Here is a 14612-nt window from a genome sequence, read left to right as displayed (position 1 = left end):
TAATGACAGGTGCATGATTTGCCTCACAATTTGCCCTAGAAGCGGCCCTTACATCCTTGGAACGGGGCGACAGGGCGGGATGATGGGGCCGCTTCTAGGAGGTCCTTGACGCGTTCATCCGGCGCCAAGCGGCCCTCATTCTAATCCAAATTTAAATCTCGTCCATCATTTAATTCATTTAAAATGGCGTATTATATTAATATTTAATTGCGCCAGGACTTGAACGATGCAGTCCGCTGGGGAATTAGTTTCTTTACGGCGAGCTATCTATCTACCCGAGCATGCGAGGGACACAAGCTGTGGCTGGCGACAGCCGGCAAGCAAGCCTCCTCGGGGCCTGACTGGATCCAAGACGATGACCGAATGCTGGCATGCGTGACAACGAGCGCGTGCGGCTGCTCTCTCTCTCGCAATGGCACCGAGGGACCAAGCGGTACCTGGATCGATGAGGCGGCTCTGAAGAATCGCCAGACAAGGAACCAGCCCGGCGCCAGCGCAGTGCTCTGCGGGCACAAGCAGCTTTAATCTGCCCGGCGCATGAGATTGGCTTCGGCGAAAAGCGGTGGCGAGCGGGAACGTTGAGACGGAGCTGAGGTTGATCGAAAAAGAAGAGATTGGCGGCGCCAGCTGAGCACACTGATGGACAAGACCTTCGTCTATGATGTGTTGAGGCAGGTCGAGCGCGATGTAGTTGAAGGAGAACGACGCCTTGCAGAGCAAGAGAGAGCGATCCTTCAGTTGAAGCGGGAAGGAAAGGATACCGCTACCGCTGAATAGAGTTGGACACATTGCGCAGAGCCCAGCGTGTTCTTGATCAGGACCGACAACGCCTCCTTTCGCTGTTACAGCCTTGAACGGGTGACGGCATTCGACGCCTCTGTGCGTTAGAGCATGATCCGGAAAAGTGCGTAGCGGTTTTCCGATAAGATCATACTCAAACAATAACCTAAAGCGCGATGACGATTCATCCTAATCGCATCGCGCTTTGGTGCATCGTGAAAATCGCTCCGGAGCCAAAGCTGACGCGAACCAATGTCCCTCAACGCTGTTGTCTGCGACCGTCCCTAGTGAGACCGTCCTCCGTCAGAACTGGCTCGCGCTGCGGTTCGGTCCCGGAGCCGAGTACCGAAGGCACTATTCGTCGCATTGCCGCGGTGGCACCTGCCAACGGTAGACTTCACCTCGAGGGTCGGATGCTGAGCGCGGCTCGCGCAAGCGTCCGCCGATTGCGTTCGCGATGTCGCCGTGCTTTAGGCAGCAGCACGGCCGCTTGAGCAACTTGCCAATGCGAACAGCCTAACGTCTGCCGTGGGGTCATAAGCGCGCTTCACGCGCGAGCCGCCCCTTTCCTTGGCACGAATAGCCAGCGCAGGCAGATGCCGCGCAGTCGTTTGAGGGTGCGTTCTGTCAGAAAGCCGGAAAGCCGGGACGGGTCTGCTGGTGGATTCAGTCTTTTTGTTTCTCGCCTGCGCTTCTTCCATCAGAGCTTTTCGAGCGCTCTTCGAAACGATCAGCGCCCTTAGCTAGATCCTGCCCCATCTTGCTCTCGGTTTTTTCTTCCTCCTTGGAAGCTGCTTCGCGCAAGCCTTCAGCGGCCCGTTTCCCCGCTTTTGATGATTTTCGTTCGTCGTCCATTTTGGCTCCTCCCTCATCAAGATGCTTGCCAAGAAACCGCTGGTCCTCAGCTGGGATGGACAACGTTCCAATTAGATCGCCTGAACATGGTTCCAAGTTCCGCGGGGCTCTCAGTCGGATCGCGTGCGACTCCGTCGAATACCGTGATAGAGTAATCACGAAAGCAGAAGCGGTTGTTCGGAGTTTCCAATGAAAGCCAAGTGGGCTCTCTTTGTGAGCTTCTTTCTCGTGATCGTCCCGGGCTATCCCGCAGCCCAACCGGTGGAAGTGCTTTGGCTTGGGCACGCAACGACCCGCATCACTAGTGTCGCCGGCAAAGTGATAGTGATTGATCCCTTCCTCACCAGAAACCCGAAGACGCCGCCTGAGTACCGGGACTTGAAGGCGATTGGAAAAGTGGACCTGATCCTAGTGACGCACGGCCACCAGGATCATATTTCCGATCTCCTCGATCTGGCACGTCTGACGGGCGCCAAGGTTCTTGCCAATTACGAGTTCGGACGAAATCTTGTCGCGCTGGGTCTCCTTGAAGAGAACAACGTCATTGCCATGAATAGGGGCGGCATGGCCGAGCCGCTCGGCCGGGGCGTCAAGATCCATATGGTGCCGGCCGATCACAGCTCGTCGCTCGACTACAATATTCTCGGCATAAGGAACCCTGACCAGTCAGCATCCATCCGGCAAGGCGGAGGGGCCGGAGTTTCCGTTGGCTACGTGATTGAGATGGAGAACGGCTTCAAGGTCTACCACACGGGCGACACCAGCGCCTTTGGCGACATGGCGCTCATTCGGGAGCTCCACAACCCGGACCTCGCGCTGGTGTGCATCGGGGGCTTTTTCACCATGGGGCCTGACGAAGCCGCTTACGCGGTTCGGGAGCTGATCAAGCCGAAAGCGGTGATACCAATACACTACGGCACCTTTCCGGTGCTGAACCGAACCCCGGCCGAATTCAAGAAAGCTTTAGGATCTACTAGTGTCCAGGTCTTGGACGTCGCCCCAGGTCAGGTAATGAGATTTTGAGGCCGCTAATCGGGCACGTTGGCGAGTCTAAGGCCCGTCGCCATGCGTTCCCAATCCGCTGAATCCTTGAAGGGATACCAGAAAGCAGTTCCTCGAATAGAGAGTGGGTCTAGTCCCTGTCGATTCTTCTCGGCCAACGAAAAGATCCGTTCAGCGTCCGCTTTCCGGCCCAAATGGCCGTAGGCGGCGAGAAGCACACGATAAGCCCATCGGTCGTCTGAATTGAGAGCGATAGCCCGCTCCAAGCTTGCCGCTGCACTTTGAAATTGCTCCAACCCGAATTGGGCCAATCCGAGTTCATAAAAGTAAGAAGGTGGGGAGAATGGATTGAGCCGCATGCCATGGAGGACGAGCTCAAGAGCCTTGGCCGGCTGACCGGCTAAGCTCAACGCTCCAGCGAGCGCGACGTAGGCGTTCGCGTCGTTGGGATCCATGCTGATTGCTCGCTCTCCCTCTTTGATCGCCCTCTCGTGCATTCCTTGCTGAGACAGAATGGCCGAAGCGACCTGATGATTGAGGGAAATCGGAGACTGTTGTGCTTTTGTGATGTACTCTTCAGCCTTCAAGCGCGCATCGTGCACCGATCTTAGCCCGAACCTCTCTTCCTGCCATTGTCTCCTTGCAATCTGCCAGTATGTGGCCGCGAGCGCAGCAAAAGCACGAGAGTAATTCGGCTCGATTTCGATCGCTCGCTCGAAGTGGCCGATCGCCTCGCGCGCGGCCTTCGGATTCTGCTGAAGGTACCTGTTCCAACCCTTCAGGAATTCGTCGTAGGCCACCGGGTTTTCGGTGCGCTTGGCGCCGATTTGCCCCTGCTCCTTGGATGTCAACTGAACCGCCAATGTTCGCGTGATCTTGCCGGCGATTTCGTCTTGCAGCCCGAAAACATCTCCCATCGCGCCCTCGTAGCGATCTGCCCAGAGCTGCCCGCCGCTCGCCGCATCGACCAGTCGAACGTTGATGCGAATCCGGTCCGCGGCTCGGCGCACGCTGCCTTCCACCACGTAGCGGACCCCGAGATCCGCAGCGGCCTTTCGCACGTCCACGGCAGTGTTCTTGAAGGTAAAGGTGGAGTTGCGGGCGACGACGAAGAGCCCGGCCACTTTGGAAAGCTCGTTGATCACGTCATCGGTAATCCCATCCGAGAAGTATTCTTGGGCTTTGTCGTCGCTGAGATTGGAGAACGGCAGCACGGCAACTGAGGGTTTGTCGGACCGCACCGGGGTGCTGTCGCCCGCGTTCTGCACCCCGCCTCGCTGCTGGGCCCCCATCCACCACACGGCTCCGCCCGCGCTCGCAAGCACCAGGGAAGCGACGGCGATCGCAGCAAGGGCAATGCTTCGCGCCCGCTGCGACGCGCCATCGTGCGCGGTCGGGTCGGCGACGCCCGTCCGCGCCGAGCCCAGGCTCTCGCTCGAAACAGCGTAGGCCTGGACCGCTCGGTCGATGTTCTTGAGTTTTTTAAGACCCAGATTCTTGAAAGAGAATGGGAGCGCCTTGTGGACCTGCTCGTAGACGGCGCCCGAGATGCACACGCCCCCTGGCTCGGCGACTTCTTGGAGCCGCGCGCCGACATTGACCCCATCTCCAAGCAGATCTCGCCCGCGCGCTACGACATCCCCCACGTGAATACCGATCCGGAACTGGACACGCCGGTCTCGAGCGATCTCTCGTCCCATTTCTAGCAGTCGACCCTGGACCGCAACGCCGCATTGAACGGCATCGACCGCGCTCGGGAACTCCGCCAGGACGCTGTCACCCGCAGTGTTGGCAATCCGGCCCCCATGCTCCTCAATGAGAGTGTCCATGACCTCACGCGCGCTGGCGAGGCTTTTCAAGGTGCCAAGTTCGTCCAGGCCTACCAATCGCGAGTAGCCCGCGACGTCCGCCGCAAAAATCGCGGCAAGGTGCCGCTCAACCCGTTGTTCCTGCCGCAGCGGCATCCATCGTCAGCCTTTGGGGTGCCTGGCAATTCTGCAGCTTGAGATGCAAGGTTTCAAGGCACAGCGGGGTACGAAGCGAGGCTTTGGTACGTGAGGGTCGGCTGTCCGGCGAGTCGACGCCCAGCGGACGCCACCGCTGAGACTCGGACCGGCTTGAATCAGGACTGATGTACTCCGTCCGGACCCCAGTCGCTGACGTCCGACCGGTGATCCGTCGTCAGGCAGGAAAGCCTAGCCGGGTACGTTCGAGTAAGGCCGTGTTGGCTCGGGCAGCTCCTTGTCGTCTGCATTCATTCCATTGCGGCAGGTCGGCTTTGGGGCAAAGGCTGCCCTCGGCGGCTCCGGCGACGGTTTCCCCTCAGCCCTCGGAAGCGGACGCTGCGAGCCTAAGAGGCGAAGTCAGCGGTGGGCCAAAAGCGGTCATCGGTGCGTTGACCGCATGGCGGGTGAAGACGTGCTAGGTCGTTACCGCACGGAACAGACGCCATTTGTCGGGCACGCCTTTGAGAATGTGGCGGCCGCGCTCCTCAAACGTCAATCCAGAGCCTGCCACGAGATCGCGAACCGTCTGTGAGACCAGAACTTCACCCGGGGCAGCTAGCGCCGCCACACGTGCACCAATATGCACGGCAATGCCAACAATATCGTGAGCGACGAATTCGCACTCGCCGGTATGCAAACCGCAACGGACCTTCAGATCGAGTGGGCGCACCGCGTCGCCGATTGCGCTTGCGCAACGCACAGCGCGCGCAGGGCCATCGAACGTGGCAAGGAAACCGTCGCCGGCGGTATTGACTTCGCGGCCGCGATACTGGCCGAGCACGCCCCGAGCTTTGGCATAGAACGCATCCAGCAGCACGCGCCAGGCGCCGTCGCCGAGAGCGGCCGCGCGCTCCGTCGATCCCGCAATGTCGACAAACAGCACAGTTGCAAGCACCCTGTCCGGCTCCGCTGCTTGCCGATGCCCGGTGACGAACTCTTCGACCTCATTGATAATTGCATCCTGATCGCCAGCCCAGACCATATGGTCCTGACCGCTGAGCTCAATCAGTTTGGCGCAAGGAATCTGCTGCGCCATGTAGCGCGCATGCTTCACGTCAATGACGCGCTCATCGGTGCGATGCAAAATCAAGGTCGGCACACGCGTCACGGGTAGGATGTCCCTGACATCGATCTCCCGGTTCATGCGCATGATCGCCGATGCCGCGCCTGGGCTTGCCGAGGCCCTGAAGTAGGCGGCGGTTTGCTCAAGTGCCTGCTTATTGCCAGCGAGGCTAGGCGCCCACATCAGCAAACTCATCGCATCTGCCGAACCCCAATGGTGCTCAATGTCATCGAGGAAAGCGCTCCACTGCGCATCGGTCCACGCGAATGCGTAGTCAGGGGCCCACGAGCGTCGCGCATAAGTGCCACAAAGCACCAGAGCTGACGTGCGTTCGGGATACGTAGCTGCATAGAGCAGCGACATCGGACCGCCCTCGGACACGCCAAACAAGGTGGCCCGCTGAGAACCAACCTGGTCCAGCACCGCCTGCACGTCGTGCATCCGCTGTTCAAGCGTGAAGATCTGGGAACCGCGATCGGACATTCCGGTGCCGCGCTTGTCGAACGTGATGACCCGCGCAAACGTTGCAAGCTTGCGGAAAAAGGAAGCGCGTGCCGGCGATTGCCAGAGCGCTTCGACATTGGAGACAAAACCTGGGACGAACAGCAGGTCGCGCGGACCGTCGCCCATCACCTGATAGGCAATATGGACGTCGTCACTTTTGACATAGTGAGTGGCCGGGATGTCAGCCATGGTGGCCTACTGCGTGACAAACCGCGGGCGCGAGTGTCGCACCTCATTCCGCGTCAGGCTAGCGAAATTCGGTGGAGAATTTGGCTGCCGCCCACCCGTAAGTACCGGCGCGACTGGGGAACCAGGTGCGGCCGCGATGTGCGTTTCGGGTCAAACGCGACCGGTCCGGACGATCTTGCTCACCCTTTGATGTCGGCTTCGTCCCGAAAGCTACCGAGTTGGTGCGGCGATGCAATGTGACACGATGGGCCAATTCCTGAAGTGGACTGTGCCTACTCGATCACCGCGTCGGCACAGTCGAGAAAGAATGCCGGAATCTCGATGCCGAGCAATTTCGCTGTCTTTAAGATTGTTGGTAAGCAAGCATTTGGTGGGCTGCTCCGGTCATTGAAAGTTTGCGGTTCACGGGTCAGGTCAACCACGCATCATAAGATGATCAGAACGAGAGTCGCCCCCGGCTTGGGTCCTCGTTGATTGAGCAGGCGCCGCGCTCAGCTCCCACCAATAGGCTATCGGGCATAAACGCTTCCACTACTCTGCACAGGACCGGGGCGGCGCCCCACGGCGGGGGGCGTCGCCCGACTGCTGTCAGATCGTCACGCGGCTGCCGTCGAAGCGCGTGAAGGAAAAGCCGTCGAAAGGTTCGCGGAGGGTCATGCGCTCGTCCCGCAGCATGCCGATAGCCACTTCTTCGCCGATCGCCATTGAGGCCGAAGCGTCGGAACGCCAGTGGATGCCCGCCCAATTCCGTCCGAAACCGAAATTCACCGCGAGCTTGTTCAACTCTCCACCAACCGTGAGTGGCGGGCCGTCATAGGGCATGAGCTTCGTCGGGTCAGCCGGATCGGGCTGTACCGGGTTGATGATGACGCGGCTCTCGTCGAAAAACGCCTTCAATATGGTAGCCGTAACGGCACCGACGCCCGTGGCACCGCCGGGATAGGTGGAGTGAAGGGGCGCGGCTTCCGGATAGGTTTGTGACAAGAGGTAGGTGCCGTATTTCGCTTTACTGCGATCGAGGGCTTCCGATTTCAGGAAGCTGTCATGCAACGGGTAGTCGCTCACGCCATTGGCGAGGCGATGGTGCGCCAGACCGCCATAGGCTTCCGGTCGCACGGCCCGGTGCACGAAATACTTCTGCCAGTAGGACGCGCGGACGGAGTTGCTGATCCCGGTGGTGAGTAGTGCCTGCACATAGGCCAATCCGAATGTGCCTCCTCCAGGGCCCTGTGTTTTCGATTTCCGATAGGGGCTAGACGGGTAGGATACGGGCTCCGTCACTGGATACATCCCGGAGTACCGTTGGTCCGTTCCGCCGCCGGGGGTTGCAAGCATCAGCGCTGCTGCCCACCCGAGTGCGGGACCAGCGCGGACATACTCCGCGAGATCTCTTCCTGTCGTGATGTATCGCGGTGTCGCCTCGAATTGCAACCGGCGTTTCGCCGCGGCGCCGTTCTGGATCGCCAGCCACTCTTCGTATTCGGTCAGGAATTCGCTCGCGGGCAACGCGGCGCGAATTTGAGCACTAATCCACTGTGCGGCATAGGGCACGTCCCGGAGCAGGAATTGCGAGATCAGCGGGCCGTCCAGAACGCCTGGAGGCGTGACGGAGCGGCCCTTCGGGTCAGCCGGGTCGAAGTAAAGCGCATTGGCACGAAACAGCGTACCGGGTGTGACCCGACCACCAGACTTCGGCCCGCGGAAATCCGCAAGCTTGTTGATTTCCTCGGTCGCTGCAAGCACGTCGCGGTTGGAGGTGTCGTCGCGCAACTCGGTAAGCGGAACATCACGAAGCAGCGATTGCCAGTATACCTCGACCGCCTCGCCGCCGCGCTCCGCACTTGCAAGGGTCGGCGCCGGCGGTAGCGCAATCTGAGTAGGGTTCATGCCGCTCAGGCTGACGGCCAGCGTGCCTACCGGATTGACCAGTTTGCGCGTGCCGCCGAGCGGGATTTTCTCGAAATCAGCGGGATCGCCCGACTGACAAGCAATATAGAAAGCCTGCCAAGCAGCTTGTTCCACTTCGCCGCGTTTGTCGTGCGGCAGGCCCCGCGTATCGGAACCGATCTTGTTGGTGTAGCGCGCCTCATCGCCGTTCGCCGGGTGGGGCGCGATGGGAATTTTCTCGTTATTGCTCGCGCAGGCCGCTCGGACTTCGAAGGCGCGGCGCTTGAGCGCCGCGTCGAGCGGTCGCGCCTCCGTGCCCACGCCCACGGTCTGCGCCGCGGCCGGGGCTACTCCGGACATACCCGGCGGAGACGCAAGCACGGCGGCGCCAACTGCGATGCCGGCCCCGCCGAGGAGCGAGCGGCGAGTGACCGCCGTGGTCGGCAGGGTCGGCGATGCCAGGTCATATTCAGTCGAAATAGTGGGGTGGTCAGCCATGGAGATCTCCTCCCTCGCAGGCACGCTCTGGGGCCCGCGTTTCAGATTCAAAGCATCCGGGCGCGCCTTGTGCGCACCCGCGTTGGAATGCGAATGCTGAAGGACCGGCGAAAAAGGAAGTCGGTTTTTCGAGTGCAATGCTGCCGATGGCACGACTGCTGTCCGTTCAGTCCCGCGAGGAATTCGGCATTCCCGCCTGCGACGACAGCTATTTAAAGAGTACACGATCTCGTGCGTCCGGAAAAGACGCCTGAATCTTTGGACGACTTCCGCTTAGGGTCACAATGCGAAGAACTCAGGTTGAGCAACTCTGGTCCGCTCTGGCTCAACGAGCGGACTTCCGACCGCCAAGGCGCAACTTCGCAGAAGGGCCATGAACGGACTCATGCGCCGCAGCAAACAACAGCTCTATTCGATCACTTCATCTGCGCGGGCAAGCATCGACGGCAGCAAAGCTAGGCCGAGGGCCTTGGCGGTCCTCAAGTTTACGACGAAGTCGAACTTGGCCGGCTGCTCCACCGGAAGATTAGCGGGTTTTGCTCCACGCAAAATCCTGTCGACGTATTCGGCAGCGCGGCGATACAAATCCGTAAAATTCGGCCCATAAGACATGAGGCCACCCGCTTCGACGTGCTCTCTGGCGTTGTAGATTGTTGGCAGTCGCGCTCCCATTGCTAAAGTCTGGATCCGATCGCGGTGGGTATTCACAAGCGGATCGGCAACTATATACAATGCCCCTGCACCACCTTTTAGCGCCTCGAAGGCAGACGGGATGTCCTCTGCTTGACGAATTGTGAGGATGTCGGTCTCAAGACCAAGCCTCGCCGCCGCCGCTTGCACTTCACTAAGCTCCAGTGCGGACAAGGAATTGCCAATGTTCCCAATAGCTGCCAAACGCCGAAGACTTGGAATGGCCTCGCGCAAAAGTTCTAGGCGCTTGCCGGCAAGATCGGTTGCTACCGTCGAGAGGCCCGTGACGTTGCCGCCAGGTTTCGCCAAACTCGCAACCAGTTTGTTTGCAACTGGGTCTCCCGCCACCGCGAACACGATCGGGATAACCGATGTTGCCTGCATCGCCGCGATAACGTTTGCGGTCCCCGAGGTTACAATGACATCGACTCTAAGCCGAACGAAATCCGTCGCAAATTTAGCGAAGCGTTCACTGTTTCCTTCGCCCCACGCATACTCAATCGCGACTGTTCGCCCCTCGATCCATCCGAGTTCACTCAGTCGCTTCAAGAATGCAGCAAGCCGTTGGCGCTCGACCGAAGGGGTGCTCTGACCCAAGAACCCGATGGTTGGCAATCGAGGGGATTGCTGCGCGCGGCCCGTTACCGGCCGCACGGCCACCAGACCAGCAAGAGCACCAAGCAAATCCCGGCGCCTCATACCTACCTCAACCGCAGACGACGGCATCATATGACTGAGGCCAGCGTTTTGGTAGGGATGAAACCGGCTTCGCCGCGGTCCGATGTCCGAGTTGGGTCAAAAGCTGCCCTGCGCACTTCAAGAGGCCTCTCCGCTCAGCTTTCGAAAGCAGACCATGCGAGGCCAATCCCCGTGGCGCATTTCCGCGCTCAGATCGCCATGCGAACTCGCGGGAAGCAAGGAATGTGGGCACCGTCACTGGACGCTGAATACCGGATGTTGACCCGCGCGACGGTGCTCGCCAAGACAACCAGCCTCCATTCGGAGTGCTGGTGTCAACGCGCAGGCCAAAGCCGCTCGCTCAGGCGGCGCTGACAGTCTCGAGCTCAGCCGCCAGGAACTGTCTCTCAAACGCCTCGGCGGGCATCGGACGGCCGAAGAAATAGCCCTGCCCTTCCTCGCATCCCATGCTGACCAGGAAGTCGGCGGTTGCGCGGTTCTCGATGCCTTCGGCCACGACGGTGAGACCCAGCTGCTTGCTGAGGCCGATGGTCGAACCGACGATGGCGGCGTCGTCGGAATTCGACAGAAGACCGAAGACGAACGACCGGTCGATCTTGAGGCCGTCGAGCGGAAACTTCTTGAGATAGCTCAGGCTCGCATAACCGGTGCCGAAATCATCGAACAGGATCCGGACGCCGAGCTCCTGAATTCGCTTGAACATTTCAAGCACGCGGCGCTCGTCATGCAGCAGGATGTCTTCGGTGACTTCGATCTCGAGCAGCGACGGCGTCAGCCCGGTCTCTTCGAGCAGCGCTGCAACGGAATGCGCGAGGTCGCCGGACTGAAGCTGCGAGGGTGAGAGGTTGATCGCCACGCGCACGTCGTTGCCGGACAATTCCCAGGCTCGCGCCTGGCGGCAAGCGGTCTCCATCACCCAGTTCGCGATCCGCTCCGACAGCGCAGAGGTGTTGACAACAGGCATGAATTCGGCCGGCGAGACGTAGCCGCGCACCGGATGCCGCCAGCGGATCAGCGCTTCGGCTCCGACCAGGCTGCCGTCGATCAGACGAACCTGCGGCTGGTAGAACAGCTCGAATTCGCTGCGATCGGCGGCAAGCGCCAGCTCGCCCTCCAGCCTCAAGCGGTTCTCGAGCTCCTGCCGGATCGCGGCTTCGAATACGACGTGGCCGCCGCGCCTGGTCGCCTTGGCTTTCGTCAGCGCGAGATGGCCGTTGCTCAGGAGATCATCGGCGTTGCTCCCGCCTTCAGGATAGACGGCGACGCCAACGCTGGTCTTGACCCGGTGCTGGCGCGTGCCGGTTGCGAGAGGGGCTTCGAACGCGCGCGCGATTCGCTCGGTCACCGCCGCGACCGGTTCGGTGATCTCTGCGCAATCGATCGCGATGGCAAATTCGTCGCCGCTGAGCCGGGCGACGATCGCCTTGCCACCGACTTCGCTCCGCAGCCGCTCGGCGACCGCGCGCAGCACGAGATCGCCGGCGGAGTGCCCTAGCATGTTGTTGATCTCTTGGAAGCCGTCGAGCCCGAGCACGAGCAACGCGACGCTCGAAGACCGTCGCTCCGCCGCGGCGATCAGATCGGTCAGGCCCACATGCAGCATGTTCCGGTTGGCCAGCCCCGTCAGCGCGTCATGTTCGGCGAGATATCGAATGCGTTCGGCTTCACGTTTGCGCACGGAGATATCGCGCAGGATGGCACCATATTGAAAGCCGTCGGTTCCCTGCCAGCCCGAAAAGCTCGCCTCGACCGGGAAGGTTTCGCCGTTCTTGCGCCGGCCTTCGAACTCGACGACGACGGCGCCGCCCGGAACCAGGAGCGCCTGGCGCGCGGCGTCGTGCATGGACGGTCTTGCACCGGCGTGTGCCGGCAAAGCGCACAGCGTTTCGAACGGGCGGCCGATGATCTCGGCCGGCATGTAGCCGAAAATCGCGCTGGCGCCGGGATTCCAGACCGTGATGCGGTGATCCTCGTCGGTGCAGACCAGCCCGTCGCCGAGCGACATCGCGATGCGATGAAAGCGGCTCTCGGCGATGCGTCCGAGCAGGCTGCGGAAGTCGATTTCGTCGAGCGCAATCGCGGTCAGGTAAGCGACGATGGCGATGTGGAACAGCGACGTATCGATGACCAGGGGCCATCTTGCCTGCACAAGGATTGCGGCCAGTTCGACCACCGCCCCGGCTGCGATCAGGATTGCGACGCGAAGTCCTGGCGCGATACGGCGCCACGAATACAGCATCAGCAGGCAGATTGCGACCAGTCCGACCACCATGCCGACATCGGAGGTCCAGCGCAGGGTCCGGTTCTGAAGGATCGATTCAGCGGCGAGCGCCTGGAGGACTGGCCCCGAGATGATACTGCCGTTGGGAACGCTGAAACGGTCGCCGAGCTCGAGCGCCGTGGCGCCAATGATGACCTTCTTGCCTTTCAGCTTGTCGAGCGTGGCGCTATCGCCGCGCAGCACGTCGACATAGGAGACGGCGGGAATGGAGGGTGCGCGAATGCTGAAATCGATCAGAAAGGGCGGTCGCCGATTGGCGTCCTGTCCCGCCAGCACGACGGCCATCGAAGGCATGAAAGCATCGCCGAGCTTCTCGCCGAACGGATAGCGGCGAACCAGCCCGTCGGATTCGATTGCGACATTGACGACGGCCGGCCACGACTGGTTGCTGAACGACTTCAGCGGCCGGTTGACGTGAGCCGGGCCGCCCCTCGGTGTCGGCTGCTTGAAGGATGGCAGGATCGTCGAACCGCCGACGTCTCGCAATGCCTTGGCGAAGGCCGCGTCGGAGGCGGGATCCGACGGCGTGCTGAAATCGACATCGAAGGCAACGTCCTGCGCGCCTGCCGCTTCCAGCCTTTGCAGCATTTCGGCATGGAGACGCCGCGGCCAGGGCCACACCCCGATCTGGTCGATCGACGGCGCATCGATACCGACCACGACGATGTCGCCGGTGGCCGCACGCGTTTGCCACTTGAATCGAAGATCGGTGAGCGCATTGCGAAGCGCAGCGTGCCAGCCCGTGGACAACACCACCGCGAGCGCGATCACGACAAGAATATGCGGCCGATAGCGTTTCACCCGAGCCTCCCCCCACACCCGCCCCGACGGACGCGTCCACCTAGAGTTCAGCGTCTGCCGTGCCCATTGCTGCCATTTCCATGGCCGTGGCCGTTGTTGCCTCTGCCATTGCCGGTGGCGCCGTTGTCGGCATGGCTGCTGTTACCGTGACCGTTGCTGCCGCCGTTACCGCTATTGTTTGGATTGCCGCCGTTGCCGCTGTTGCCGCCGTTGCCGTTGTTATTACCCGAATTACCGTTGCCGCCGGCATTTCCGTTGTTTGCTCGCGGGGCATCGCTGGATGCCCCGGCCGTCGTTGCGGCGATCGTGGCGTTCGCGCTGGCGGCACCGCTGCTTGCCGCACCGTTGGATGCAGCCGGGCTCGTCTGGCCATCGTTCCAGACCGTCTGACTGTCGCCCCTGGCATTCGCGTTACGTGCCTGCCCCGGCGGAACGCCGCCGTGCGCAAGGCCGCGCGTCGCCTTGTGGACGTTCAGCTTGACCTCTCCCAGCGCGGCCGAAATGCGCACGGCTCCTGCCTTGGGGGCATGCCCCCCGGCCGCCTGCCCCGAGGCCTTGGGTGCGCCGGCCGCCTTGCTTCCCTTGTCGACTGGGCCGAGCGCATGGATGGCATGGCCATTGGCCGCATGGCGCGGCGCCGACAGGCCCGACTTCGGCACTGGGACACGCTCGATCGTGGGTGCACGGGGCTTGCCCTGCTCGATCGGATTGAGCGTCCCCGCACCGCTGAGGCTGAGACCGGGCTTGCCGTGTTCGAACACGGTGGCCGCTTGTCCGGGCATCACTTGCGCAATCTGTCCCGTCTTGAAATCGGAGACTTCGACCTGGCCGCGGAGCACGCCGACCTTGGTGCTACCGGCACCGACCGTGACGCTGAACTGCGTCCCCTTGACCACGGCGGCGAGATAGGGCGTCTCGACCTCGAAATGTTTGACGTTGCGCTTCTCGACCTCGAGCAGGATCGAACCCGCCTGCTGGATGATGGTGGTCGACAGGCCGTCCTTCTTCTCGGCCGGCAGGCCCACCACCGAATTGGGAGAGATCAGGATCGTTTCCTCGCCGCGGACGAGGAGGACGCGCCCGTTGCGACCGGTGCGAATGGTATCGCCAGGTTTCAGCGTTCCTTCTGACGTCAACGACACCTGCTGGGCGCCGCTCGTCGCAAGCCAGACCTCGCCCGAGGATTTGCTGACCGACCACAGACCGTCGTCCGCCGCGAATGCGCTGGAAGCCGTCCCCAGGATCAGCGCCGCCGCCAGGGCGCGCCGCATTCCAACTCTGCCGAACATGATGATCCTCAGCCCGCGTTTACAGCCAAGCCTGAGGGGTATCCGAAATCACTCAAGATAGGATTATC

At 61.3% G+C, this 14612-nt stretch carries 9 protein-coding genes; 2 read left to right on the top strand and 7 right to left on the bottom strand.

Annotated features, from left to right (window positions below; translation table 11 throughout):
• Positions 1-639 precede the first annotated feature (639 nt).
• Entirely contained in the window at positions 640-777 is a 138-nt protein-coding gene (locus I6F24_RS24845; protein ID WP_225150509.1) for a hypothetical protein, read from the top strand.
• Positions 778-1446: 669 nt separating this feature from the next.
• On the opposite strand, the gene I6F24_RS24840 is transcribed toward I6F24_RS24845, so the two are convergent.
• Entirely contained in the window at positions 1447-1635 is a 189-nt protein-coding gene (locus I6F24_RS24840) for a hypothetical protein (RefSeq protein WP_225130304.1), read from the bottom strand.
• Positions 1636-1824: 189 nt separating this feature from the next.
• Between I6F24_RS24840 and I6F24_RS24835 the strand changes: the two genes are divergently transcribed.
• Complete coding sequence (locus tag I6F24_RS24835; RefSeq protein WP_050992072.1) at positions 1825-2658, top strand: metal-dependent hydrolase; 834 nt, start codon at positions 1825-1827, stop codon at positions 2656-2658.
• 5 nt (positions 2659-2663) lie between these two features.
• On the opposite strand, the gene I6F24_RS24830 is transcribed toward I6F24_RS24835, so the two are convergent.
• The 6 genes from I6F24_RS24830 to I6F24_RS24805 all read right to left on the bottom strand — a co-directional run bounded on the left by I6F24_RS24830 (position 2664) and on the right by I6F24_RS24805 (position 14544).
• Positions 2664-4601: an adenylate/guanylate cyclase domain-containing protein gene (locus I6F24_RS24830; RefSeq protein ID WP_225150508.1), complete on the bottom strand. Its 1938-nt coding sequence runs from the start codon at positions 4599-4601 to the stop codon at positions 2664-2666.
• A 457-nt stretch (positions 4602-5058) separates the two neighbouring features.
• Positions 5059-6399 carry an adenylate/guanylate cyclase domain-containing protein gene (locus I6F24_RS24825; RefSeq protein WP_225111977.1) on the bottom strand — a complete coding sequence of 447 codons (1341 nt, stop codon included), beginning with the start codon at positions 6397-6399 and terminating at the stop codon, positions 5059-5061.
• A 588-nt stretch (positions 6400-6987) separates the two neighbouring features.
• Entirely contained in the window at positions 6988-8784 is a 1797-nt protein-coding gene (locus I6F24_RS24820) for a vanadium-dependent haloperoxidase (RefSeq protein WP_109145698.1), read from the bottom strand.
• Between the two features lie 408 nt (positions 8785-9192).
• Complete coding sequence (locus tag I6F24_RS24815; RefSeq protein ID WP_225150506.1) at positions 9193-10173, bottom strand: ABC transporter substrate-binding protein; 981 nt, start codon at positions 10171-10173, stop codon at positions 9193-9195.
• 340 nt (positions 10174-10513) lie between these two features.
• Positions 10514-13255, bottom strand: coding sequence for an EAL domain-containing protein (locus I6F24_RS24810; RefSeq protein ID WP_225150504.1), 2742 nt, complete (start codon positions 13253-13255; stop codon positions 10514-10516).
• A gap of 47 nt (positions 13256-13302) precedes the next feature.
• Positions 13303-14544: a FecR domain-containing protein gene (locus I6F24_RS24805; protein WP_225150502.1), complete on the bottom strand. Its 1242-nt coding sequence runs from the start codon at positions 14542-14544 to the stop codon at positions 13303-13305.
• Between the last annotated feature and the right edge of the window lie 68 nt (positions 14545-14612).

Origin of the sequence: Bradyrhizobium sp. BRP23, from assembly GCF_020194135.1 — a bacterium.
In the GTDB taxonomy this organism is placed as follows: domain Bacteria; phylum Pseudomonadota; class Alphaproteobacteria; order Rhizobiales; family Xanthobacteraceae; genus Bradyrhizobium; species Bradyrhizobium yuanmingense.
Note: the sequence above shows the minus strand (reverse complement) of the source record. Positions and strands in the feature narration are given on the sequence as shown.